This window comes from Enterobacter cloacae complex sp. OE43NF (genome assembly GCF_023544405.1).
GTDB classification, from domain to species: domain Bacteria; phylum Pseudomonadota; class Gammaproteobacteria; order Enterobacterales; family Enterobacteriaceae; genus Enterobacter; species Enterobacter cloacae.
Map to the genome: position 1 here is coordinate 56,832 of NZ_JAMJFW010000018.1, position 25,129 is coordinate 81,960.

Consider the following 25,129-nt stretch of genomic DNA (forward strand, 5'->3'; position numbering starts at 1 on the left):
GCGAAAAATAACCTAAAGACGGTAGTTATTCGAGGGTATTTCCGACTACCCCTGACCATCAGGTCTTTTATATTTTTCGCCGTTTTAGGCGTTTTAATTCGTCAAAGAGGAATAATCTATGCGTACGTTCAGTGGCAAACGTAGTGCGCTGGCGCTGGCTATTGCCGGTGTGACAGCAATGTCAGGCCTGGTGGTGACGCCAGACGCTAAAGCAGCAGGTTTCATCGATGATTCAACCCTCACGGGCGGTATTTATTACTGGCAGCGTGAACGTGACCGTAAAGATGTCACGGAAGATAAATATAAAACGAACCTTTCTCACTCTACCTGGAACGCCAACCTGGATTTCCAGTCTGGTTACGCTGCCGATATGTTCGGCCTGGATATTGCCGCCTTTACGGCAATTGAAATGGCGGAAAATGGTGACAGCGGCCACCCGAACGAAATAGCCTTCTCCTCCAGTAATAAAGCGTATAAAGAAGACTGGTCTGGAGATAAAAGCGGTATCAGCCTGTATAAAGCTGCCGCGAAATTTAAATACGGCCCGGTATGGGCGCGCGGTGGTTATATTCAGCCAACCGGTCAAACCCTGTTAGCACCGCACTGGAGCTTTATGCCAGGTACCTATCAGGGGGCAGAAGCGGGCGCCAATTTTGATTACGGTGACGCAGGTGCGTTGAGCTTCTCGTATATGTGGACCAACGAGTATAAAGCGCCGTGGCATATCGAAATGGACAAGTTCTACCAGAACGATAAAAAGACCAAAGTGGATTATCTTCACTCGCTGGGCGCGAAGTACGACTTTAAAAATGATTTAGTGCTTGAAGCGGCATTTGGTCAGGCGGAAGGTTATATCGATCAGTATTTTGCTAAGGCCAGTTATAAATTTGACATCGCGGGTAGCCCGCTGAGTACCAGCTACCAGTTCTACGGTACGCGAGATAAAGTCAGTGATGGTGGCGTGAATGATATTTATGACGGCACGGCGTGGTTGCAGGCGCTGACCTTCGGCTACAAAGTCGGTCAGGTAGATTTGCGTCTTGAAGGAACGTGGGTAAAAGCGGAAGGGCAGCAGGGCTACTTCCTGCAGCGTATGACCCCAACCTATGCCTCTTCAAACGGTCGTCTGGATATCTGGTGGGATAACCGTTCCGACTTCAACGCCGATGGCGAAAAAGCAGTCTTCTTCGGCGCAATGTATGATCTGAAAAACTGGAACCTGCCAGGCTGGGCGGTGGGGGCATCTTACGCCTACGCATGGGATGCGAAGCCTGCTGATATGGCAACGCCAGACGCATACTACGATCCAAACTATCGTCTCAAAGAATCCGCTTACAGCCTGGATGCGATCTACACCCTGCAGGATGGTCGCGCCAAAGGTACTATGTTCAAACTGCACTTTACACAATACGACAACCACTCCGATATCCCGAGCTACGCGGGCGGTTACGGCAACATCTTCCAGGATGAACGCGACGTGAAATTCATGGTTATCGCACCGTTCACCATCTTCTGATGACTCGTCCGGCGGGGTAATTCCCGCCGGACCGGAGACTACATATGAAAAAGATTGTAATCGTCGCGTTGCTGGCATCGGGACTGGTGGCTTGTGCGCAGAATCAGGCCCCGAAAGAGGACTCCCGTCTGAAAGAAGCCTACAGCGCGTGTATCAATACGGCGGAAGGTTCACCGGAGAAGATCGAAGCCTGTCAGAGCGTGCTGAATGTACTGAAAAAAGAGAAAGCGCATGAACAGTTCGCAACCCAGGAGAATATTCGTGTAATGGATTATCAGGCCTGTATCCAGGCGCGTAAAACCGGTAACGATCAGGAAGTCGCGAAGCGTTGCGATCAGATCTGGAAAGAGATTCGCAGCAACAACAGCCATTAACCCGCTGTTATCATGCCCGGTAGCGCTGCGCTGCCGGGCTTTTTTTTGCCAGACAGCAGGCAAAAAAAAGCCAACCTTGCGGCTGGCTCAGAGTATGAAACGTGTTTATTTCGCGTCGTGCGCGTGATCGTCTTCGCGGCAATCGCCTTCAGCGCAATGACCATATAGGTACAGGCTGTGGTTCGTCAGGCGGATACCGTGACGTGCGGCGATTTCACGCTGGCGAGATTCAATGGAATCATCGCTGAATTCAATGACCTTGCCGCAATCCAGGCAGATCAGGTGATCGTGGTGATGCTGTTGAGTCAGTTCGAATACAGATTTACCGCCTTCGAAATTATGACGGGTGACAATGCCCGCGTCATCAAACTGGTTCAGCACACGATAGACGGTTGCCAGCCCAATCTCTTCGCCCATGTCGATAAGACGCTTATAAAGGTCTTCCGCACTGACATGGTGATTGTCTGGACCCTGAAGCACTTCAAGGATTTTTAACCGAGGAAGCGTAACTTTCAGGCCAGCCTTCTTTAATGCGGTATTGTTGTCAGTCATGCGGAATCTGTCCTGTTGCTAAACGATTCACTTCTGTAGGAAGTGACAGAAATTGCACCCGGGATAATGCGTCTCATTATAGAACTGCCATGGCTAAATGAAAACTGCAAGTCTCAGGTAAAGTATGCTTATAAAAACGTGGTATCACCAACAAACTTGCATTGTGAAAGCCACGTTTTATCAGGGGGTCATTGTACAGGTCTGGGCGAAAAAGTTAAAAGATTGTAGCAATTAATTTAATCGGTTTGACCTGGTTTATGGGCGCAACCACCGTTGCGCCGCAAGAATCATCAGGCGTTAAGAATATCGTCCAGGTGCAGCTCTTCACGGATCTGCTTAACCCATTTTTCAACGCGCTCGGCGGTCAGTTCTGGCTGACGATCTTCGTCAATCGCCAGACCCACGAAGTGATCGTCGTCTGCCAGACCTTTAGACGCTTCGAAGTGATAACCAGCGGTAGGCCAGTGACCTACAATAACGGCACCGTTTGGCTCAATAATGTCGCGGATGGTGCCCAGCGCATCACAGAAGTACTCTGCATAATCTTCCTGGTCGCCGCAGCCAAACAGGGCAACCAGCTTGCCGTTGAAATCCACCTCTTCCAGCGTTGGGAAGAAATCATCCCAGTCACACTGGGCTTCACCGTAATACCAGGTCGGAATACCCAGCAGCAGGATGTCATAGCCTTCGAGATCTTCTTTGCTGCTCTTGGCGATGTCGTGCACATCGGCAACGTCTTTACCGAGCTGTTTCTGAATGTTTTTTGCGATATTTTCGGTATTGCCGGTATCACTGCCGAAGAAAATGCCGATAATTGCCATGAGTAAAATAACCTCTTGATACTTAATGGTATGGTGGCGCAATTTGTCCACGGATAAAGGCAATAATAGCAGAACAGGCAACCCTGCGGAAACAGCTATCGCGCAGGACTGCACTCTGTGCTACATGAAAAGGATAATAAAGGGATTTTTCGGACTTATGCCTTACTGCGCATGGTCTCGAGTTGGGTGAGTAACATTTCTTCGATCAGCTCGCTGCGGCTGATATTACGCGCGTCAGCCAGTTCGTTTAGCGCATCGACAGCGTCGGCGTTGAGCTTCAGTTCGACACGCTTAAGCCCACGATTTTTATCGCGTTTAAGCTGGTTGCGTTTATTAATACGCAGCTGTTCGTCGCGCGAAAGCGGATTCGTTTTTGGTCGTCCCGGTCGACGCTCATTCGCGAACAGATCTAGTGTCGTACGGTCCGTTTGTTCTTTGGCCATGATTCTGAGACTTCGGGGGAAACACGCCGCCCTGCTAATGCCTGGGCGATAAGCGCGCCATCATACATCACCAAAAACGGCACGCCAACGACTGGAAGCCCGCAGCCTTCCAGTCGCTCTCTTTTTAATCAATTTGCCGTATCAGTCAGATAGCGGCGAATGGCGCGTAAGACGGCGTCTGGTTTTTCCGCATGAACCCAATGTCCGGCGCCAGCTATGACATGAGCGCGTGCCTGCGGGAATTGCGCCAGCAGGGTATCGCGACAGGCGTCGGTAACGTAGGGCGAATTGCCGCCACGAATGAAGAGGGTAGGGTGCGGCCATGCCGGAACGGTTTCCCAACCGACGATGTTATCGTACTGCTCCCACAGCACCGGCACGTTGAACCGCCACTGGCCGTCAACGAACGATTTCAGCAGAAACTGGATAACCTCTTCTTCATCCAGATGCTCACGCATAACGACAGCTGCCTGTTGGCGCGTCGAGACGCCAGCGTTGGTCACCGCGTTGATGGCGGCGAAAATCTCATCATGGCGACGGACGTGGTAATCCACCGGGGCGACATCTATGACCACCAGGCCACTTATTCTTTCTGGTGCCAGAGCCGTCAGTGCCATGACCGCTTTGCCGCCCATTGAATGCCCGATCAACGTCACTTTCTCGAGATTGTTGGCATCCAGCGTATCCAGCAGATCCTGCGCCATGGCCGCATAGGTCATCTCTTCTGAACGCCCGGAAAGGCCATGATTTCGCATATCCACCTGCAAAATATCGTGATCGGTAACCAGATCGCGCGCCAGCACGCCCAGGTTATCCAGGCTGCCAAACAGCCCGTGAACCAGTACGATGGGAGGATTCGTGTTCGGCGATTGTGCAGATTGCGCTCGGGTATTCAATTTCATGGCAAAGTTCTTTTTTTAGGTGTGACAGGTTAGGGTATTATGTTGACCATTCTGCCGCCCGGCTGCAAGGTTCCAGTTTAATCTGACTTTTGCCGCCAACCTGGTTTGACGCTATCCGCTGTTGGGATTTGACTTTATAATCTCAACGACTTGTATTCAGATAAGATATCGCACTGGATTAAGATGAAAACAATCGAAGTTGATGACGAACTCTATCAGTTTATTGCCAGCCAAACGCGGCATATCGGGGAGAGCGCGTCCGACATTTTACGGCGTATGCTTAAAATTTCCGCCGCTTCACCGTCTGCTACCCCAGCCACTAAAGATGTCGTGTCTCAGCCGAGTGTTGTTGCACAAGCAAAACCTGCCGCCGTGCAGGTGAAAGACAAAGTACGTGCGATGCGCGAGCTGCTGCTGTCTGATGAATATGCAGAGCAGAAAAAAGCGGTCAACCGCTTCATGCTGGTGCTGTCTACACTTTATTCACTGGATAACAAGGCGTTTGCTGAAGCGACTGAGTCGCTGCACGGTCGCACGCGCGTCTATTTCGCGGGCGACGAGCAGACGCTGCTGCAAAATGGCAACCAGACCAAACCTAAACATGTCCCTGGCACACCGTACTGGGTCATCACCAATACCAATACGGGCCGCAAGTGCAGCATGGTTGAACACATCATGCAGTCCATGCAGTTCCCGGCGGAATTGATTGAAAAGGTTTGCGGTACAATTTAACCCTTGCATCAGAAGGACCCGGTAATGGCAAATCACAGCCGTGCAGGCCAACCTGCACAACAAAGCGATTTGATTAACGTCGCTCAGCTGACCGCGCAGTATTATGTGCTGAAACCGGTCGTGGGCAACGCAGAACACGCAGTGAAGTTTGGGACATCAGGCCATCGCGGTAGCGCGGCACGCCATAGCTTTAACGAACCGCACATTCTGGCCATTGCTCAGGCCATCGCGGAAGAGCGCGCCAAAAACGGTGTTACCGGTCCGTGCTACGTGGGGAAAGATACTCACGCCCTGTCTGAACCGGCATTCATTTCCGTGCTGGAAGTTCTGGCGGCGAACGGCGTTGATGTAATTGTGCAGGAAAATAACGGTTTCACCCCAACGCCTGCCGTCTCTAACGCTATCCTTGTGCACAACAAAAAAGGTGGCCCACAGGCTGACGGTATCGTTATCACGCCTTCTCACAACCCGCCGGAAGACGGTGGTATCAAATACAACCCACCTAACGGTGGCCCGGCAGATACCAACGTCACCAAAGTGGTGGAAGACCGCGCCAACGCCTTAATGGCCGATGGTCTGAAAGGCGTTAAGCGTATTTCTCTGGATGCGGCCATGGCGTCCGGCCACGTGAAAGAGCAGGATCTGGTGCAGCCGTTCGTGGAAGGGCTGGCGGATATCGTCGATATGGCGGCTATCCAGAAAGCCGGCCTGAAGCTGGGTGTGGATCCGCTGGGCGGCTCCGGTATTGAATACTGGAAACGCATTGCAGAGCATTACAAGCTGGATCTGACCATCGTTAACGATCACGTCGATCAGACCTTCCGCTTTATGCACCTTGATAAAGACGGCGCGATCCGTATGGACTGCTCCTCCGAGTGCGCGATGGCAGGCCTGCTGGCACTGCGTGACAAATTCGATCTCGCCTTCGCCAACGACCCGGATTATGACCGCCACGGTATCGTTACCCCGGCCGGGCTGATGAACCCAAACCACTACCTGGCTGTGGCAATCAACTACCTGTTCCAGCACCGCCCGCAGTGGGGCAAAGAGGTGGCTGTAGGTAAAACGCTGGTCTCTTCAGCCATGATCGACCGCGTGGTTGACGCGCTGGGTCGCAAGCTGGTGGAAGTGCCGGTTGGTTTTAAATGGTTTGTTGATGGTCTGCATGACGGCAGCTTCGGCTTTGGTGGTGAAGAGAGCGCGGGGGCATCCTTCCTGCGTTTCGATGGCACACCATGGTCAACCGACAAAGACGGTATCATCATGTGTCTGCTGGCGGCGGAGATCACCGCGGTCACCGGCAAGAACCCGCAGGAACACTACGACGAGCTGGCGGCGCGCTTTGGTGCACCGAGCTACAACCGTATCCAGGCAAGCGCGACCTCCGCACAGAAAGCAGCCCTGTCTAAACTCTCTCCGGAGATGGTCAGTGCCAGCACGCTGGCCGGTGATCCGATTACGGCACGTCTGACGGCTGCGCCGGGTAACGGTGCCTCTATTGGTGGTCTGAAAGTGATGACCGAAAATGGCTGGTTCGCCGCGCGTCCATCCGGTACAGAAGATGCGTACAAAATCTATTGTGAAAGCTTCCTCGGCGCTGAGCATCGCCAGCAGATTGAGAAAGAAGCGGTAGAGATTGTCAGCGAAGTGCTGAAAAACGCGTAAGTGGTGTTCGGTGAGGGCATCAGCCCGGCCCTCTCCCACAGGGAGAGGGTGAAAACACTAAAAACGGCAACCCCTGGGTTGCCGTTTTGCTTTTACCTAACTATGTTTATTCTTCAATTCAAACCGCGGTGAGACCAGCCCGTACAGCGTCCAGCCCATAAAGGTCACCATCGCACCATAAAGCATCGCCTCCTGGCCGGATGAGTAGAGCGCATAGAAGCTGTAAATCGCCCCAATCAGCGCCACAATATTGGCCGCCCGAGCTTTGCGGGGATCCACTTTCGCCACTTTCTGAATGATCACCAGCGCCGCCATCGACAGAATATACGGAATGATATTTGTCACCACCGCCAGGTTGACCAGCACGTTGAACTGGCTGTTCAGGGATGGGCTAATGGTCATCAGCGATAACCCGCTCTGGAAGATGACAATGGCCAGCATGCCCTGCACCGGCGCATCGGCTTTGGTCACGCGGGAGAAGATTTTCGGGAAGTAACCTTCGTCAGCCGAAGATTTAAACACCTGCGCGATGGTGAACTGCCAGCCGAGGAGTGAACCGCAGCAGGACATGACCATCAGCCCCATGATCACTTTCCCGACTTCCGGGGTGAACATCTGCGCGAAGGCCAGCCCAAACGGCGCCGTAGAGTTAGCCAAATCCATGTTCGGTACGATACCGGCAATAACGTTAGTGGAGACGATATAGATCACCGCCGCGCCCAGCGTTCCGCCAAGAACGGCAATCGGGACGTTCTTTTCCGGGTTCTCTACCACTTCCGCGTTTGCGCAGGCGGATTCCAGACCGAGGAAGGCCCACAGCGTCATGGCGATAGAGGACCCCACAGCGGAAAAGAACGGCACATGGTGCGGGTTCCAGGAGTTCGCGTACAGGGTCGGACTGAACCAGAACCAGCCGATGATGCACAGCCCGACAACCGGGATAATCACGCCCCAGACGGTGATGCTACTTAACTGACCCGTGATGCGCGCGCCGCCAAAGTTGGCCACGGTGCAGATCCACAGCACGCCGATGGTCGCCAGCCCAATTTGCACCGGGCTGAGCGTGGCACCAAACAGCTCCGTACCGTAACCCACGGCGGAGATGGCAATCGCCACGTTGGCGATCAGCAGCGACACGCCATAGGTGTAGTTAGCCATAAAGTTGCCAGATTTGCCGAAGGCGTATTCGGCGTAGCCGCCCATCCCGCCTGACTTGCGGCTGAACATTCCGCATTTGGCAAATGCCCATGCCAGCGCCATGGAGCCGACCGCGGTTACCAGCCAGGAGATAATCGAAATGGTACCCACCTCGGCAAGTTTGGTGGGCAGCATAATAATCCCTGAACCCATCATGTTGACCATGGTGAGGATGGTCAGCTGCACCACGCCCATCTTGTTGGACTTACTCATAATTTTTCTCCTTTCAGCAGCGCGGGCTGAGCGGCGGGTTGTTTGATGACGTTACAGCGAACCTGTTTGCGTCCATCGCACTCCTCAACGTACACACCCTGTAGTTCCGGTGCGAAGCCCGGTAAAAGGTTGATACCCTCTTCCAGCGCGGCAAAGTAGCGCAGGACGGAGCCTCCCCAGACTTCACCCGGAACCACGCACAGCACGCCTGGTGGGTAAGGCAGGGCGCCTTCGGCGGCAATACGGCCTTCCGCATCACGCAGCGAGACCAGTTCAACCTCACCACGCAGATACGCATAGTTTGCGTCCTGCGGGTTCATCATCACGCGAGGGAAGTGAGACTTGCGGAACATCTCTTTTTGCAGCTGTTTCACGTTATGGCGGGCGTACAGTTCATGCATCTCCTGGCATATCTGGCGCAGGGTATAACCGGCGTAGCGTTCCGGGTATTGCTTACAGATAGACGGAAGCACCTCTTTTAATGGCGCATCGGTCTGAAGCAGTTTTTCGAAACGCACCAACTGTGCCACCAGCTGCTGCAGCTTGCCCATATCTTCCGCAGGGGTCAGCAGGAACAGGATCGAGTTGAGATCGCATTTCTCCGGCACGATGCTGTTTTCACGCAGGAAGTTGGCCAGAATGGTGGCGGGCACGCCGAAATCCTCATACTCGCCGGTACGGGCGTTGATGCCCGGCGTGGTCAACAGCAGTTTGCACGGGTCGATAAAGTATTGATGCTCGGCATACCCTTCAAAAGCGTGCCAGTTTTCACCCGGCACAAAGTGGAAGAAGCGCAGGTCGGTGGCAATTTCAGCCGTGTCCCAGCTTTCCCACGGACGGCCATCTACCAGCTCCGGCACGAACGGGCGAATAAACTGGCAGTTCTCCAGGATCAGCTTGCGTGCTTCAATGCCGGTAACCACGCAGTCCATCCACATATTGCGGCCACTCTGCCCCTCGTGCATGCGGGCGTTGATATCCAGTGCGGCAAACAGGGGGTAGAACGGGCTGGTGGAGGCGTGCATCATAAAGGCGTTATTCAGGCGCTTGTGCGGGACATAGCGCGGTTGGCCTTTAATATGGCGGTCTTTCTTGTGAATTTGCGAGGTCTGCGAAAAACCCGCCTGCTGTTTATGGACTGACTGGGTAACCAGGATCCCCGGATCGTTTTCGTTCAGCTCCAGCAGCAGCGGAGAGCAGTCGGCCATCATCGGAATAAATTGCTCGTAGCCCACCCAGGCAGAATCGAACAGGATGTAGTCGCACAGGTGACCAATTTTATCGACGACCTGGCGGGCGTTATAAATGGTGCCATCGTAGGTGCCCAGCTGGATCACCGCCAGACGGAACGGACGTTCGTCACGCGCACGACCCGGCGCCACTTCCGATACCAGCTCGCGCAGGTAGCTCTCCTCAAAGCAGTGGGCATCAATGCCACCAATAAAGCCGTACGGGTTGCGCGCCGTTTCCAGATAGACCGGCGTGGCACCCGCCTGAAGCAGGGCTCCGTGGTGGTTGGATTTATGGTTATTACGATCGAACAGCACCAAGTCGCCGGGGGTGAGCAGGGCGTTTAGCACCACTTTGTTGGATGATGAGGTACCGTTCAGCACAAAGTAGGTTTTATCCGCATTAAACACTTTCGCCGCGTGTTGCTGGGCAATGCACGGCGCGCCTTCATGGATCAGCAGATCCCCCATGGCCACGTCGGCGTTGCACAGATCGGAGCGGAAAAGCGTTTCGCCGAAGAAATCGACAAATTGATTACCGGCAGGATGACGGCGGAAAAATTGCCCACCCTGATGCCCCGGACAATCGAATGCGCTGTTGCCCTGATTCACGTAGTCGACCAGTGCGCGGAAAAACGGGGGGCGTAGCTGGGTTTCGTACTTCTGCGCGGCCGCTTCCAGTTGACGTCCGTAAAAGTCGTTACTGGTCTCTGAACACTCAAACACACCGTGGATGCGCGATAAATATTCAGCCGGAATGAACTCTTCTTTATGTGTCGCAATAAATACGGGAATACCAAACCCGGTAGCTTCTATTTCTTCCAGAGTGCCACTGGAAATATCGCTCACGGCCAGAACAATGGCGGCCACGTCAATATAATCAGAGGTGCTGACATCTACCAGTTCACGGTGAGTGGTAAAGCAATCAGGGCATGCACGGCTGGCTGCAATTTTTAAACTTTTCATCTTTCTCTCTTTATTTAAGGCAATATTCGTCCCTCGATTTCTCGCTAGAAAGAAATCGATAATGTCCGGAAAAAAAAGCAAAGTGTGGCCGCTGATAAAAAATCAGTAAGTTGCTTTTTAAGGAATGAGATTCAGTCCGCCCGGCTGCGGATAATTCTGAATTAAATTGAATGAACGCACGCCTTCACAGGCAATGGCCTGTAAAATAGAGTTTTTTCAGGTTAACCTGCAAGCGGGTGCGCCAGAAGTCGAAGGACTACCGGGCATTAAAGAGATGGAAGTCAAAGCAGTTTCGGTGGGCAAACATCATGATATGTGTTGTCCGCCTTATATGGGGCATCAAGCGATTATTGTTTTCCATGTTTCATTTTCCTTTCAGTAATTGAAAGCATGGTCATTTTATCCAGGAAAAAGCGATTAACTGTGAATCAGATCACCCTTAACCGATCAAATCAGAAATAATTATTCGTTTTCGATGAATATCTCAGATCAAAACACTGGTTTGTTGATGATGCGTTAACGGATTGTGTTGTTTCTGTTTTGAATGAGCGAAAATAAGCCAAAATTATCGCTTATGGCTTATTTAAACGGAATTATGTGGGTGGGTTTGTTTTTATTGGAAATAAAATTGAATAGTTATTCAAAGCATAAACCGATAACCGATACCGGTTTCAGTTAATAAATGGCGAGGACGTGCGGGGTCGGTTTCAAGTTTCTGGCGCAGGTGGCCCATATATATGCGTAAATAGTGACTATGTTCCACGGCGTTGGGTCCCCACACTTGAGCCAGCAGCTGACGTTGGGTCAGCACCTTACCGTGGTTGTTGAGCAAAACCGCAAGCAGGCGGAACTCTATCGGCGTGAGATGGATCTCCTCTTCACCGCGCACAATACGTCGCGAAGCGAGATCAACGTGCACATCACCGAAAGTGTACGTTGGGTCGGCAGGCGTGGCGGCACCGTGGCGACGCAGCGCCACACGAAGGCGAGCCTGTAACTCACCAATCCCAAAAGGTTTAATAAGATAGTCGTCCGCCCCGGCATCCAGCGCGGCGATTTTATCTGACTCTTCGGTGCGTGCGGAGAGCACCAGAATGGGCATCTGGCTCCACTGGCGCACCTCGCGAATAAAATCGATACCGTCGCCATCCGGCAAACCAAGATCGAGGATCACCAGGTCCGGCTTGCGGGTAGCGGCTTCAATCAACCCGCGCTGGAGCGTACCGGCATCATGAACGCGCAGACCGTCACCTTCCAGCGCAGCGCGCAGAAACCGGCTAATGGCGAGTTCATCTTCTACAATCAGGACGTTGATCACAAATCCTCTGGTAATTCATCAAGTTCTGGCGGGGTGTCCAGAGGAAGTGTAACACAAAAACGTGCGCCTCCTTCCGGGCGGTTCTCTGCCGAAATGGTGCCGCCATGGACGTCAATAATGGCCTGGCAGATCGCCAGACCCAGACCAACCCCCGGAATGGCAGACTCTTTATTGCCCCGTGAGAATTTTTCGAATATCGCTTTTTCCTGCCCGGCAGGAATACCGGGCCCGGTGTCCCAGACGTCGAGCCTCAGGGTGTGATCTTCCACCGAAGCATTCACCCCAATTTGCGCGTGTGCTCCGGCATATTTACCCGCATTTTCCAGCAGATTAATTAACACCCGCTCAAACAGCGGGCCATCAACGTGAATTAATGTCAGGGGATCGGGCATGTTCAGGGCGATATGCCGTCCACCGAGACCGGGCTCCAGCATTTTCAGCGCGCTTCCTACCACTTCCTCAAGCGTGAGCCACTCTTTTTTGAGGTTGAACCCGCCAGACTGTATCCGCGCCATATCGAGCAGGTTATTCACCAGCCGCGTGGTGTTCAGCACGTGCTGGCGGATCTCGCTGGCCTGCAGGGCGTGTTTTGAACCTTCAGCCGCCAGATCCAGGGTCAGAATTTCCGACTGGCCAAACAGCACGGTGAGAGGCGTGCGAAGATCGTGTGAGAGCGCTGCCAGCAGCGAGTTGCGAATGCTTTCGCGCTCGCTTGCCAGCCGGGCCTGTTCTTCGCTGGCCGTCAGCGCCAGCCGCTCCAGGGCGCTGGCAACCAGCAACGTAAAGGTCTCGAGCAGCCTCTGCTGCTCGGGGATCATCAGCTGGCGCAGATTAGAAGGCTCGACGATGACCAGCCCCTGATTTTTATCCGCACTGCGCAGCGGCAGGATCTGATACGGCACGCCGGGGAGGGTGTCTGTCCCTGCGCCTGCCGGTAACCCTTTATCGAAGCTCCAGCGTGCAATGGCCTCATCCCACGGCGTCATGCCCGTGGCCGACGTCAGCGGGCGCAGCTTACCGTGCTCATCCGGGAGTAAAATCAGGTTACTGGCGTTAAATGTCGAGCGGATAAACTGCTCGCTGGTCTGGACGATATCCAGCGGCGTGCGGCCTACCGCCAGCGATTTAGACATCTCGTATAAATGTCGGGTGCGCTGTTCACGATAGCGGGCGATACGTGCCTGATAGCGAACGCCTGCCGTCAGATTCCCGATCACCAGCCCGACGGTGAGCATGACGGCAAACGTGAGGACGTACTGTACATCCGAGACGGCAAGCGTTCCGCGCGGGTCGATAAAGAAGAGATCGAAGCTGATGACGTTAATCACCGTTGCCAGGACTGACGGCCAGCGCCCGTAAAAGAGCGCCACCACCACCACGCCGAGCAGGTAGATCATCACCAGGTTGGCGGCATCAAACGCAATCAGCCACTGGCTGGCAATAAAGGTAATCAGGGCGCAAAGCACGACGGCGACAAGGCAACCGCGAAGCTGGATGCGCCATTTATCGGTGAACGTGCGGCTGTCTGGCGCACGGTTGGGTAACGGCGTGGGTTTGTCGTCCAGCGCCACGACCACCAGATCCAGGTCGGGTGCACGCCGGGCCAGCTTGTCGGCAAACGATTCGCGGCTAAACCAGCGCCGGTGCTGGCGACGGCCAATGACAATTTTGCCCAGGTTGTGCTCACGCGCGTAGCGCAGAATGGCTTTATCTTCCTGCGGATCGGAGAGGGTCGCGGTTTCCGCCCCCAGCTCCTGGGCCAGGCGCAGCGAACTCAGGATCGCGCGACGCTGGTTTTCTGGCAGGGCGTGAAGCTGCGGCGTTTCGACATAGACCGCGTGCCAGACGCTGCCAAATTTCGCAGCCAGCCGGGCGGCGGTACGGACAAGCTTTTCATTGCCGCTACTGTGACCAATGCACAGCAGGATGGCATCCCGCGTATGCCAGACGCGTTCCTGTCCTTGCAGATCGCGCCAGGCACGCATCTGGTCATCCACGCGATCGGCGGTGCGGCGCAGGGCCAGTTCGCGCAGGGCAATCAGGTTGCCTTTACGAAAGAAGTGTTCGATAGCGCGTTCGGCCTGGCCTGCAATATAGACTTTCCCTTCATGCAGGCGCTGGCGCAGATCGTCTGGCGGCAGGTCCACCAGCACCACTTCATCAGCGGAGTCAAAGAACGGATCCGGCACCGTTTCGCGCACCTGAATGCCGGTCACGCCGCTGACCACGTCGTTCAGGCTTTCAAGATGCTGAACATTCACCGTAGTGAAGACGTCAATCCCGGCTTCAAGTAACTCTTCTACGTCCTGCCAGCGTTTGGGGTGGCGCGAGCCTGGCGCATTGCTGTGCGCCAGTTCGTCCATCAGAATAAGGGCGGGGCGGCGGGCGAGGGCGGCGTCGAGATCAAACTCCGTCACCAGCCTGCCACGATGGCTGATACGGCGAGGAGGCTGCGTGGCCAGCCCCTTTAACAACGCCGCGGTCTCTTTACGGCCGTGGGTTTCCACCACGCCGATCAGAATATCGAGCCCCTGAGCCCGAAGCCGCTGAGCTTCTGTCAGCATGGCGAAGGTTTTCCCGACGCCCGCGCAGGCACCGAAGAAAATTTTCAGCTTGCCGCGATGGGCTTCAGCTGTCTGTTCCAGCAGCCTGTCAGGATCCGGGCGCAAGGGCTCGTCGGTCATTTAGTTATTCCTTAGCGCGTCCAGCGCCAGATTCAGCTCAACAATATTTACTACCGGCATGCCAATGAAACTGACCAGCGGCTTTTGCGTGTGCGCTGCCACCAGCTGGCTGACCTGCTCGACGCTCAGATGACGGGCAGCGGCGACGCGCGGTATCTGCCAGGCCACCGCTTCAGGCGTCAGGCTGTAGTCCAGCCCACTGGCGGAGGCGGTCACCAGTTCCACTGGAATCTCCCGGCTGGCCTGCGGGTTGGCGCTGCGCAGGGCCGCCACACGCTCAGCGATGGCTTTGTTCAGTTCAGGATTACTGCCCGCCAGGTTGCTCCCGCCGGATGCCATCGGATTATACGGGCTATCGGCGGTAGCGGAAGGGCGTCCCTGAAAGTACCGGGCGTCCGTAAAGTTTTGACCAATCAGGCGGGAGCCGGGGTTTTCACCCTGCTGTATGATCAGCGAGCCATTGGCCTGATCCTTGAACCACCACTGGCCCAGCGCGGTGGTCAGCAGCGGGTAAAGCCCACCGGTAATGAGAGACAGCAGAATAAACAGAAGTATAGCGGGACGTAACATCGTCATTTGATTCACCTTTTAAACCAGCCCGAACAGCGTTAACAGCAGGTCGATAGCTTTAATCCCGATAAAGGGCACCAGCAGCCCGCCCAGCCCGTAAATCCACAGGTTACGGCGCAGCATGGCAGCAGCCGTCAGCGGTTTATAGCTCACCCCTTTCAGCGCCAGCGGGATCAGGAAGACAATAATCAGGGCGTTGAAAATCACCGCACTGAGAATGGCCGAAGACGGGGAGTGCAGATGCATCACGTTCAGCGCGTTTAGCTGCGGATAGGTGGCCGCGAACGCCGCGGGAATAATGGCGAAATACTTCGCCACGTCATTGGCGATACTGAACGTGGTCAATGACCCGCGCGTCATCAGCATCTGTTTACCGATATGCACCACTTCAATCAGCTTGGTCGGGTTAGAGTCAAGGTCGACCATGTTGCCCGCCTCTTTTGCCGCCTGGGTACCGGAGTTCATCGCCACCGCCACGTCGGCCTGTGCGAGGGCAGGGGCGTCGTTGGTGCCGTCACCGGTCATCGCGACCAGACGACCTTCCGCCTGGTACTGACGGATCAACGCCAGCTTGGCTTCCGGTGTGGCTTCCGAGAGGAAATCATCCACGCCCGCTTCTGCGGCAATCGCGGCGGCAGTCAGCCGGTTATCCCCGGTGATCATCACCGTTTTAATCCCCATTTTACGCAACTGGGCGAAACGCTCTTTAATGCCGCCTTTGACGATGTCCTTCAGCGCAATCACCCCCAGCACATTCGCCCCTTCGGCTACGACCAGCGGTGTGGCCCCCTGGCGAGCAACGCTCTCAACCAGATTGTCCACTTCCGGTGGAAAATGGCCGTTGTTGGCTTCAATGTGGCGACGAATGGCATCAACGGAACCTTTACGGATCATGCGCTCCTGAATGTTGATACCGCTCATTCGGGTTTGTGCCGTGAAGGGGACAAAAGTGGCGTGCAGGCTCTGCACATCACGCTGGCGCAGATTAAAGCGCTGTTTCGCCAGAATAACGATGCTGCGGCCTTCCGGCGTTTCATCGGCAAGAGACGAGAGCTGGGCGGCATCGGCCAGCGTTTTTTCATCCACGCCCGGGGCAGGTAAAAACTCGGAGGCCTGGCGGTTGCCGAGGGTGATGGTCCCGGTTTTATCCAGCAGCAGCACATCCACGTCACCGGCGGCCTCTACGGCGCGTCCGCTGGTGGCGATAACGTTCGCGCCCAGCATGCGGCTCATACCCGCCACACCAATAGCGGAGAGCAGGCCGCCGATGGTGGTTGGGATCAGGCAGACCAGCAGCGCCACCAGCACGGTGATGCTGACCGCGGTGCCCGCGTAGCTGGAGAAGGGCCACAGCGTGGCGGTAGCCAACAGGAAGACGATGGTCAGCGCCACCAGCAGAATGGTGAGGGCAATTTCGTTGGGTGTTTTACGACGCTGCGCGCCTTCTACCATGGCGATCATCCGGTCGAGGAAGGTTTCACCCGGGTTGACGCTGCACTGGATCACCAGCCAGTCGGAGAGAATACGCGTCCCGCCCGTGACCGAGGCGAAGTCACCGCCAGATTCACGAATGACCGGCGCGGATTCCCCGGTAATGGCGCTCTCGTCTACCGAGGCGCCCCCTTCAATGACTTCGCCATCACAGGGGATGATGTCACCGGCTTCCACCAGCACCACATCGCCTTTACGCAGCTCATCTGCCGGCACGTGGTCCATCTGCGCGCCGTATTTTGGCTCACGTAATTTACGTGCGAAGGCGGTCTTTTTTACCCCTTTCAGGCTGTTGGCCTGCGCTTTACTGCGGCCTTCCGCCAGCGCCTCGGCAAAGTTGGCAAACAGCACGGTAAACCACAGCCACAGGCTGATGGCTCCGGTGAACATGGCGTTGCCCGGGAGGTGACCCGTTCCCATGGCAAGCGCCAGGACGGTAGTCAGCACGCTGCCTGCCCAGACGATAAACATCACCGGGTTGTGCCACTGTACGCGCGGGCTCAGCTTTTTCACCGCATCCATGAGGGCCTGACGAACTAACGACGGTTCGAACAGGGCCAGTTGTTTACGACTCATGACAATTCTCCGCAAAATCAGCGTAAAGAGAGGGTTTCCGCGACCGGGCCTAACGCGAGGGCGGGGATAAAGGTCAGGGCGCCTACCAGCAACACGGTGCCGGTCAGCAGGCCAATAAACAGCGCACCGTGTGTCGGTAATGTGCCGGTGGTGGTCGGTTGGATTTTTTTATTTACCAGCGATCCGGCGATGGCCATCACCGGCACAATCACGCCGAAGCGGCCGACAAACATGCAGAATGCCAGCAGACAGTTCCAGAAAGGCGAGTTGGCACTTAAGCCTGCAAAGGCGCTGCCGTTGTTGTTCGCCGCAGACGAGACGGCGTAGAGCACTTCACTAAAGCCATGGATACCCGGGTTAAAGATGCCGCTGCGGCCGGCTTCGGTCATCAGTGCCAGCGCGGTGCCGAGCAGCACGAGGGCAGGCGTGACCAGAATGGCCAGCGCGGTTAATTTCATTTCCCGGACGTCGATTTTTTTGCCCAGGTATTCCGGGGTACGGCCAATCATCAGACCGGCGATAAACACCGCCAGCAGCACAAACAGCAGCATGCCGTAAAGACCAGAGCCCACGCCGCCAAACACCACTTCGCCAATCTGCATCAGCCACATTGGGATCATGCCACCCAGTGCCGTAAAGGAGTCATGCATGGCGTTAACCGCCCCGCACGAGGCTGCGGTGGTAACCACGGCAAACAAACTGCTGGACAGGATGCCAAAGCGACTCTCTTTCCCTTCCATGTTGATCGCGCTGTCAGCGCCCAGCGTCAGGAAATGCGGATTACCTTTCCATTCCGCCCACATCACCAGCGCGACGCAGACCACGAAGATCAGAGACATGGTCCACAGAAGGGTGCGTCCCTGACGGCGGTCGTTGACCACATCGCCAAAGGCAAAACAGAGCGCGGCGGGGATCAGGAAGATCGCCAGCATTTCGACAAAGTTGGTCAGCGCTGTTGGGTTTTCAAACGGATGCGACGAGTTGGCGTTGAAGAAGCCACCGCCGTTAGTCCCGAGCATCTTAATGGCTTCCTGCGAGGCCACCGGCCCCATAGGCAAAAGCTGTTTTGCCCCTTCCAGAGAGGTATACGGCGCGTAAGGCAGCAGGTTTTGCAGGGTACCTTGCTGAATAAAGAACAGCGCGATAATGAGGGCAACAGGGAGCAGTATCCACAGCGTGATGCGTGTCAGATCGACCCATGCGTTGCCCAGCGTGCTGATATTTTGACGCGCAAAGGCACGCGTGAGCGCGAAGATCACCGCAATGCCGGTGGCAGCAGAGAGGAAGTTTTGCACGGTTAACCCGGCCATCTGGCTAAAGTAGCTCAGCGTGGTTTCCCCGGCATAGGACTGCCAGTTGGTGTTAGTGACAAAGCTGACTGCCGTGTTCAGCGCCAGATGCCAGGACAGACCCGGCAACTGCTGCGGATTGAGCGGTAAGCTCCCCTGCAGCATCAGCATGCTGAAGAGGACGATGAGGCCGACAATATTCAGCAGCAGGATCGCCATCAGATACTGGCGCCAGTTCATTTCCCCCTCCCGAATGTCCAGAACGCGCCAGATCCCTTTTTCAACGCGACCTGCCACCGGCAGCGCCACGTTGTTAATCATCCTTGCCAGCACTGTTCCCAGCGGTCTTGCCAGCAGGAACAACACCCCTAAAAAACTGGCAATAAGCAAAAACGCCTGAGCAGCCATCAGAATGCCTCCGCATTAATCAGGGCATAAACCAGATAACCCAATAACAGGAATACCAGCACGATGCCGGCAATAAGGCCTGCACTCACAATCCACCTCCGGGTGACATTTGTATTTGTGCTAACGGTAGGATTTATGGCGCAAAGATTTCGCAAAAATCAGGACGAGGGGTGTAAAAAAAGTATAAAAATGGCAAAGCCCACAATTTAACTATTGATAAGTAAATCGTTAACTTTTTTGTAACTTAATTACGGTGTGAATGTAAATTTTGGCTAAACGGATAAAAATAAGTGGTCGGATGAGTAGTAAAATTACAAACAAAGCGATATTATTTTATCCAGGTCACAGTTTTTGAATTTTCCGGAGTCAGTTTCCGGCCAACTACAGGGGAGAAAAATATGGATCTTTATAAAGAGTATCCGGCTCATATCGTGTTCATGCGTCGCGCTTTCGCCGTAGTGGCTGGCGTGCTGGCCCTGCCGGTGATGTTGTTCTGGAAAGATCGCGCACGTTTTTACAGCTATCTGCACCGCGTCTGGGCAAAAACCAGCGAGAAGCCGGTATGGATGGATCAGGCCGAAAAAGCGACCTGTGATTTCTACTAATAAAAAGACTACACACAGCAATAAACAAACCGCCTACAGCAATGTGGCGGTTTTTTTGTCCCTCCGGATTCGCGGTTCGTTGGGTGGTTTTCAGGCATATCTTCTTATTCTGAGTCATCAACAGCCACTACCTTATTTCATCCTGTCTACACTTCATGGCAAAGTAGTTCAATGCGTGCCTTTTTCGTTTTACGGCATGCCCTTACGGACATAATGGACAATTGCCTGGAGTTTTATGCCCACCCATCTGGTTTGGTTTCGCGCGGATCTGCGCCTGCATGACAACATCGCCCTGGCGGCAGCCTGTCGCTCTGAACACGCCCGCGTGCTGGCACTGTTTATCGCTACTCCCGGACAGTGGCAGCAGCATGATATGGCCCCCCGACAAGCCGCTTATCTCTGTTCGCATCTGAATGCCCTGCAACGTTCGCTGGCGGAAAAAGGCATTCCGTTGATTTACAAACAGGTCAGCGATTTTACCGCTCAGCTCAGCGCGGTACAGGAGGTGAGTCAGCAGAACGACGTTACGCATCTTTTTTACAACTACCAGTACGAATTCAATGAACAGCAGCGCGATCGCGAGCTTGAGCGCATCCTCGGGAATGTAGAGTGTCAGGGATTTGATGACAGCGTCATGCTGGCGCCGGGCAGCGTGATGACCGGCAGTCGCGAGATGTATAAGGTCTTTACGCCGTTTAAAAATGCATTTATCAAACGGCTGAAAGAGGCGTTGCCGGAGTGTGTTGCCGCGCCGTCTGCGCGAGGGGAGTGTGTAAACGACCTGCCTGAACTGACGTTTGACTATCCGCAACAGGCGTATGACCACTCTTTATTCCCGGCTGATGAAAAAGCGGCAATCGCGCAGCTGCGCCAGTTCTGCAAAACGGGGGCGGCCGCTTACGAGGCACGCCGGGATTTCCCCGCCATTGAAGGTACCAGCCGGTTGTCGGCCTGTTTAGCGCTGGGCGTGCTTTCTCCGCGCCAGTGTTTACACCGTCTTCTGGCAGAGCAGCCCCAGGCGCTGGAGGGGGGCGCTGGCTCGGTATGGCTTAACGAGCTTATCTGGCGCGAATTCTACCGTCATCTGATGACGTATCACCCTGAATTATGTAAACATCGTCCTTTCATTCGCTGGACCGAAAATGTGCAGTGGCAGCAAAACGAGATGCTGCTGCAGGCCTGGCAAAAGGGTGAAACCGGCTACCCGATTGTGGACGCCGCGATGCGCCAGCTGAATGAAACCGGATGGATGCATAACCGCCTGCGGATGATTACCGCCAGCTTCCTGGTGAAAGATCTGCTTATCGACTGGCGTGTCGGGGAGCGGTATTTTATTTCTCAGCTGATCGATGGCGATCTCGCGGCGAATAACGGCGGCTGGCAATGGGCGGCCTCGACCGGAACCGATGCGGCACCTTACTTCCGGATTTTTAATCCCACCACGCAGGGACAAAAATTTGATGCGGACGGGACGTTTATCCGCCACTGGTTGCCTGCGCTGAAAGCGGTTCCCGCTAAGGCGATCCACGACCCGTGGGCATGGGCGGACAAACAGGGCGTAACGCTCGATTATCCTCGTCCGATTGTTGAACATAAACAGGCACGCGTCGCCACGCTGGCGGCGTACGAAGCGGCCCGCAAAGCGTAAGAGAGTCATGATGAAAAATACCGAACTGGAAAGTCTGATCAACGAAAAACTGAACAGCAGTGCCTTCAGCGACTACGGCCCGAACGGGTTACAGGTTGAAGGGCGCGACACGGTGCAAAAAATTATCACCGGTGTGACCGCCAGTCAGGCGTTGCTGGATGAAGCCGTGCGTCAGGAGGCCGATGCGGTCATCGTCCATCACGGCTATTTCTGGAAGAACGAATCACCGATCGTTCGCGGCATGAAGCGCAACCGACTGAAAACGTTGCTGGCGAATGATATCAACCTCTATGGCTATCACCTGCCGCTGGACGCTCATCCCGAGCTTGGCAACAACGTCCAGCTCGCGCAGCTGTTAGGGATCACCGTGATGGGTGAAATTGAGCCGCTGGTACCGTGGGGCGAGCTGTCGATGCCGGTACCGGGTCTTGAGCTGGCCTCCTGGATTGAAGCTCGTCTGGGCCGCCGTCCGCTGTGGAGCGGCGATACCGGCCCGGATACGGTGAAGCGTGTCGCCTGGTGCACCGGTGGCGGTCAGGGCTTTATCGATAGCGCCGCGCGTTTTGGTGTTGATGCCTTTATTACCGGGGAAGTCTCCGAGCAGACCATCCATTCAGCCCGTGAACAGGGGCTGCATTTTTACGCGGCAGGTCACCACGCCACCGAGCGCGGCGGCATTCGCGCCCTGAGCGAATGGCTGACCGAAAATACCGATCTGGATGTCACCTTTATTGATATCCCTAACCCGGCCTGATGAGAGGTACCTGAGTGCAGCGAGCGCGTTGTTATCTTCTGGGGGAAACGGCGGTGGTGCTGGAGCTGGAGCCGCCCGTCACCCTTGCTACCCAAAAGCGTATCTGGCGGTTAACGCAGCGTCTGGTGGATGTGCCGGAGGTGGTTGAAGCGATCCCGGGGATGAATAACATCACCGTGGTGCTGCGTAATCCGCATACGCTGGCACTGGATGCCATTGAACGTTTACAGCGCTGGTGGGAGGAGAGCGAAGCGCTGGAGCCGGAATCCCGCACGATTGAGATCCCGGTGGTGTATGGGGGCACAGGGGGACCCGATCTTGGCGTGGTGGCTGAACACAGTGGGCTAACCGAAAAACAGGTCGTTGAGCTGCACGCCTCTGTTGATTATGTGGTCTGGTTTTTGGGATTCCAGCCGGGCTTCCCGTATCTGGGCGGACTCCCTTCGGCACTGCATACGCCACGTCGCGCTGAGCCGCGCCTGAGCGTGCCGGCGGGTACCGTCGCGATTGGCGGCGAACAGACGGGCATTTATCCGCTGGCGTCGCCGGGGGGCTGGCAGCTCATCGGACACACGTCTATGCCGTTATTTGAACCGGGCCTGGACTCGCCGGTCCTCCTGCGTCCTGGCGACACCCTTCGCTTTATTCCGCAGAAGGAGGGGGTATGTTAACGCTTATTCGCGCCGGGCTTTACACCTCTGTTCAGGATGCGGGTCGCTTTGGCATGCGCCAGTCTGGCGTGAGCTACTGTGGCGCGCTGGACAGGCCAGCACTGGAGATTGCCAACGTGCTGGTGGGCAATCCCGGCAATACGGCTGCGCTCGAAATTACGCTGGGGCAGTGTGTCATTGAATTTAGTCAGGAGACCTGGTTTGCGTTAACCGGCGCCGGGTGCGATGCCACGCTTGATGGCAAAGCGGTCTGGACCGGCTGGCGGCTGCGGGCAAAAGCCGGACAGCGTTTAACGCTTAAGCGACCTCAGCATGGGGTTCGCAGTTATCTTGCCGTTGCCGGTGGGATTGACGTGCCGGAGGTGCTGGGCTCATCCAGTACCGATCAGAAAGCCGGAATTGGCGGCCACGAAGGACGATTGTTGCGCGATGGCGATCGTCTGGCGATAAAACCGTCAACGCGGCACTTTTCAACCGCGCAGGGTGTAAAACAGCTCCTGTGGGGAAACCAGATCCGCGCCCTGCCGGGGCCGGAGTATCAGGAATTTGATGAGGTGTCTCAGGAGTCTTTCTGGCGCTCGCCGTGGAAGATTAGCCCGCAGAGTAACCGCATGGGGTATCGTCTTCAGGGGCAGCCGCTGACCCGTACGACGGACCGCGAGCTGCTTTCACACGGTCTGTTGCCCGGCGTCATTCAGGTACCGGGTAACGGTCAACCGATTGTGTTGATGAACGATGCACAGACCACGGGCGGTTACCCGCGTATCGCCTGCATTATTGAGGCCGATCGCTACCATCTGGCGCAAATCCCTCTCGGACAGCCGATTCACTTCGTGCAATGCTCCCTGGAGGAGGCGCTGAAGGCGCGGCAGGACCAGCAGCGTTATCTGGAACAACTGGCGTGGAGGCTTGATGGTAAAGATTGATTTAAACGCCGATCTGGGCGAGGGCGGCAGCGCCGACGCTGAACTGATGACCCTGGTCACCTCGGTGAATATCGCCTGCGGTTTTCACGCGGGTGATGCCCAAACGATGCTGGCGAGCGTGCGCAACGCCATCAAAAATGGTGTTGCGATAGGGGCGCATCCGAGCTTCCCTGACCGGGAGAATTTTGGCCGCACGGCGATGGATCTCCCGCCCGAGACGGTCTACGCCCAGACGCTTTACCAGATTGGCGCGCTCGAGGCGATTGTGCGTTCGCAGCAGGGCGCGCTGCGCCACGTGAAGCCGCACGGCATGCTCTATAATCAGGCGGCGAACGACCCCGCGCTGGCAGAGGCCATCGCCCGGGCGGTGTTCGATTGCAACCCACAACTGATCCTGGTTGGCCTGGCGGGGAGCGAGCTGATTCGCGCCGGTCAGCGTCTGGGGTTAACCACCCGCCAGGAAGTTTTTGCCGACCGAGGCTATCAGCCCGACGGAACCCTGGTTCCCCGTTCCCGGCCCAACGCGCTGATCACCGATGAGTCTCTGGCGCTGGCGCAGACCCTTCAGATGGTGCGCGAGGGAACAGTAACAACGGTCGAGGGTACAACGGCCAGCGTTCAGGCTGACACAATATGCTTACACGGTGATGGCGAGCACGCGCTGCAGTTTGCCCGCCGCTTACGGGCGGCGTTTGCAGAGCAGGGGATCCTCGTCAGCGCCTGAAAATCATAAGGATAAAGAGATGCCAGAAGGCCCGGAGATCCGCCGCGCTGCGGATAGCCTCGAGGCGGCGATAAAAGGCAAACCCCTGACGGACGTCTGGTTTGCTTTTCCTCAACTGAAGCCGTTTGAAGCACCGCTGGTGGGACAAACGGTGACCCACATCGAAACACGGGGAAAGGCGTTACTCACGCATTTCTCCCATAACCTGACGTTATACAGCCACAACCAGCTTTATGGCGTCTGGCGGGTGGTTAACGCCAACGAGCAGCCGCAAACCACCCGTGTGCTGCGCGTCAGGCTGCAAACCGCGGATAAAGCGATTTTGCTGTATAGCGCGTCTGATATCGAAATGTTAACGCCGGAGCAACTGCTTACGCACCCGTTCTTACAGCGGGTCGGGCCGGACGTGCTGGATATGCGTCTGACGGCGAACGATGTCAAAGCCCGCCTGTTATCCCCTAAATTCCGCAACCGGCAATTTTCCGGGCTACTGCTCGATCAGGCGTTCCTGGCCGGATTAGGCAATTACCTTCGCGTCGAAATTCTCTGGGAGGTCGGGCTGGCACCACAGCATAAAGCGTCGCAGTTGAGCGATGACCAGCTGGAAATGCTCTCTCACGCGCTGCTGGATATTCCGCGGCTATCGTACAACACCCGCGGCGTGGTAGATGACAACAAGCATCACGGGGCGCTGTTCCGCTTTAAGGTGTTTCATCGGGCGGGGAAGAGGTGCGAGCGGTGCGGTGGGGTGATTGAGAAGACAACGCTCTCTTCACGACCGTTTTACTGGTGTCCCGGGTGCCAGAGGTAAAAAGTAAAACGGTAACCCTCAGGTTACCGTTTTTAATGTTTTCA

24 protein-coding genes are annotated in these 25,129 nt (G+C 55.6%); 11 read left to right on the forward strand and 13 right to left on the reverse strand.

What is annotated here, in order from left to right; translation table 11 throughout:
* Positions 1 to 118: 118 nt before the first annotated feature.
* Both chiP and chiQ read left to right on the forward strand, forming a co-directional pair.
* A complete protein-coding gene (gene chiP, locus M8370_RS10840; protein WP_038418907.1) occupies positions 119 to 1,516 on the forward strand; it encodes a chitoporin ChiP in 1,398 nt (465 codons plus the stop codon).
* Positions 1,517 to 1,560: 44 nt separating this feature from the next.
* The gene (gene chiQ, locus M8370_RS10845; RefSeq protein ID WP_013097564.1) at positions 1,561 to 1,890 is read left to right on the forward strand and encodes a ChiQ/YbfN family lipoprotein; all 330 of its coding nucleotides are present in this window, start codon (positions 1,561 to 1,563) and stop codon (positions 1,888 to 1,890) included.
* 105 nt (positions 1,891 to 1,995) lie between these two features.
* Here the strand turns inward: chiQ and fur are convergent, their stop codons facing one another.
* The 4 genes from fur to ybfF all read right to left on the reverse strand — a co-directional run bounded on the left by fur (position 1,996) and on the right by ybfF (position 4,608).
* Positions 1,996 to 2,442, reverse strand: coding sequence for a ferric iron uptake transcriptional regulator (gene fur / locus M8370_RS10850; RefSeq protein ID WP_010428651.1), 447 nt, complete (start codon positions 2,440 to 2,442; stop codon positions 1,996 to 1,998).
* 290 nt (positions 2,443 to 2,732) lie between these two features.
* Positions 2,733 to 3,263, reverse strand: a complete 531-nt coding sequence (fldA, locus tag M8370_RS10855; protein ID WP_008501067.1) for a flavodoxin FldA — start codon at positions 3,261 to 3,263, stop codon at positions 2,733 to 2,735.
* 155 nt (positions 3,264 to 3,418) lie between these two features.
* Positions 3,419 to 3,706 (reverse strand): LexA regulated protein, encoded by a 288-nt coding sequence (ybfE, locus tag M8370_RS10860; protein WP_013097563.1) that lies wholly within the window; start codon positions 3,704 to 3,706, stop codon positions 3,419 to 3,421.
* A 128-nt stretch (positions 3,707 to 3,834) separates the two neighbouring features.
* Positions 3,835 to 4,608, reverse strand: coding sequence for an esterase (gene ybfF / locus M8370_RS10865; protein WP_250020991.1), 774 nt, complete (start codon positions 4,606 to 4,608; stop codon positions 3,835 to 3,837).
* A 183-nt stretch (positions 4,609 to 4,791) separates the two neighbouring features.
* On the opposite strand from ybfF, the gene seqA reads away from it, so the two are divergent.
* Both seqA and pgm read left to right on the forward strand, forming a co-directional pair.
* Complete coding sequence (gene seqA, locus M8370_RS10870) at positions 4,792 to 5,340, forward strand: replication initiation negative regulator SeqA (protein WP_023621116.1); 549 nt, start codon at positions 4,792 to 4,794, stop codon at positions 5,338 to 5,340.
* Between the two features lie 24 nt (positions 5,341 to 5,364).
* On the forward strand, positions 5,365 to 7,005 hold the full coding sequence (gene pgm, locus M8370_RS10875) for a phosphoglucomutase (alpha-D-glucose-1,6-bisphosphate-dependent) (protein ID WP_020684950.1): 1,641 nt from the start codon (positions 5,365 to 5,367) through the stop codon (positions 7,003 to 7,005).
* A gap of 96 nt (positions 7,006 to 7,101) precedes the next feature.
* Here pgm and potE read toward each other — a convergent pair whose 3' ends face one another.
* The 9 genes from potE to kdpF all read right to left on the reverse strand — a co-directional run bounded on the left by potE (position 7,102) and on the right by kdpF (position 19,035).
* Positions 7,102 to 8,415, reverse strand: coding sequence for a putrescine-ornithine antiporter (gene potE / locus M8370_RS10880; protein ID WP_013097559.1), 1,314 nt, complete (start codon positions 8,413 to 8,415; stop codon positions 7,102 to 7,104).
* Positions 8,412 to 10,610, reverse strand: coding sequence for an ornithine decarboxylase SpeF (speF, locus tag M8370_RS10885; RefSeq protein WP_029883013.1), 2,199 nt, complete (start codon positions 10,608 to 10,610; stop codon positions 8,412 to 8,414). The genes potE and speF overlap by 4 nt, the downstream gene beginning before the upstream one ends.
* Positions 10,611 to 10,866: 256 nt before the next feature.
* Positions 10,867 to 10,971 (reverse strand): leader peptide SpeFL, encoded by a 105-nt coding sequence (speFL, locus tag M8370_RS10890; protein ID WP_003858645.1) that lies wholly within the window; start codon positions 10,969 to 10,971, stop codon positions 10,867 to 10,869.
* A gap of 279 nt (positions 10,972 to 11,250) precedes the next feature.
* Positions 11,251 to 11,928 carry a two-component system response regulator KdpE gene (gene kdpE / locus M8370_RS10895; RefSeq protein ID WP_013097557.1) on the reverse strand — a complete coding sequence of 226 codons (678 nt, stop codon included), beginning with the start codon at positions 11,926 to 11,928 and terminating at the stop codon, positions 11,251 to 11,253.
* Entirely contained in the window at positions 11,925 to 14,612 is a 2,688-nt protein-coding gene (kdpD, locus tag M8370_RS10900; RefSeq protein WP_250020993.1) for a two-component system sensor histidine kinase KdpD, read from the reverse strand. Before kdpD ends, kdpE begins: the two co-directional genes overlap by 4 nt.
* Entirely contained in the window at positions 14,613 to 15,188 is a 576-nt protein-coding gene (gene kdpC, locus M8370_RS10905) for a potassium-transporting ATPase subunit KdpC (RefSeq protein ID WP_250020995.1), read from the reverse strand.
* A 12-nt stretch (positions 15,189 to 15,200) separates the two neighbouring features.
* Positions 15,201 to 17,249 (reverse strand): potassium-transporting ATPase subunit KdpB, encoded by a 2,049-nt coding sequence (gene kdpB / locus M8370_RS10910; RefSeq protein WP_057071714.1) that lies wholly within the window; start codon positions 17,247 to 17,249, stop codon positions 15,201 to 15,203.
* 17 nt (positions 17,250 to 17,266) lie between these two features.
* A complete protein-coding gene (gene kdpA, locus M8370_RS10915; RefSeq protein ID WP_250020997.1) occupies positions 17,267 to 18,946 on the reverse strand; it encodes a potassium-transporting ATPase subunit KdpA in 1,680 nt (559 codons plus the stop codon).
* Positions 18,946 to 19,035, reverse strand: coding sequence for a K(+)-transporting ATPase subunit F (gene kdpF / locus M8370_RS10920; RefSeq protein ID WP_014069365.1), 90 nt, complete (start codon positions 19,033 to 19,035; stop codon positions 18,946 to 18,948). Before kdpF ends, kdpA begins: the two co-directional genes overlap by 1 nt.
* A 309-nt stretch (positions 19,036 to 19,344) precedes the next feature.
* On the opposite strand from kdpF, the gene M8370_RS10925 reads away from it, so the two are divergent.
* From M8370_RS10925 to nei, 7 genes are all read left to right on the forward strand, one after another.
* A complete protein-coding gene (locus tag M8370_RS10925; RefSeq protein ID WP_013097552.1) occupies positions 19,345 to 19,551 on the forward strand; it encodes a YbfA family protein in 207 nt (68 codons plus the stop codon).
* 235 nt (positions 19,552 to 19,786) lie between these two features.
* Entirely contained in the window at positions 19,787 to 21,199 is a 1,413-nt protein-coding gene (phrB, locus tag M8370_RS10930) for a deoxyribodipyrimidine photo-lyase (protein WP_250020998.1), read from the forward strand.
* 10 nt (positions 21,200 to 21,209) lie between these two features.
* Positions 21,210 to 21,953 carry a type 2 GTP cyclohydrolase I gene (locus M8370_RS10935; protein ID WP_023621132.1) on the forward strand — a complete coding sequence of 248 codons (744 nt, stop codon included), beginning with the start codon at positions 21,210 to 21,212 and terminating at the stop codon, positions 21,951 to 21,953.
* 14 nt (positions 21,954 to 21,967) lie between these two features.
* Positions 21,968 to 22,624 carry a 5-oxoprolinase subunit PxpB gene (pxpB, locus tag M8370_RS10940; protein ID WP_013097549.1) on the forward strand — a complete coding sequence of 219 codons (657 nt, stop codon included), beginning with the start codon at positions 21,968 to 21,970 and terminating at the stop codon, positions 22,622 to 22,624.
* On the forward strand, positions 22,618 to 23,550 hold the full coding sequence (gene pxpC, locus M8370_RS10945) for a 5-oxoprolinase subunit PxpC (protein WP_013097548.1): 933 nt from the start codon (positions 22,618 to 22,620) through the stop codon (positions 23,548 to 23,550). Before pxpB ends, pxpC begins: the two co-directional genes overlap by 7 nt.
* Complete coding sequence (pxpA, locus tag M8370_RS10950) at positions 23,537 to 24,274, forward strand: 5-oxoprolinase subunit PxpA (protein WP_058661453.1); 738 nt, start codon at positions 23,537 to 23,539, stop codon at positions 24,272 to 24,274. Before pxpC ends, pxpA begins: the two co-directional genes overlap by 14 nt.
* 19 nt (positions 24,275 to 24,293) lie before the next feature.
* Complete coding sequence (nei, locus tag M8370_RS10955; RefSeq protein WP_045295377.1) at positions 24,294 to 25,085, forward strand: endonuclease VIII; 792 nt, start codon at positions 24,294 to 24,296, stop codon at positions 25,083 to 25,085.
* The last annotated feature ends 44 nt before the right edge of the window (positions 25,086 to 25,129 follow it).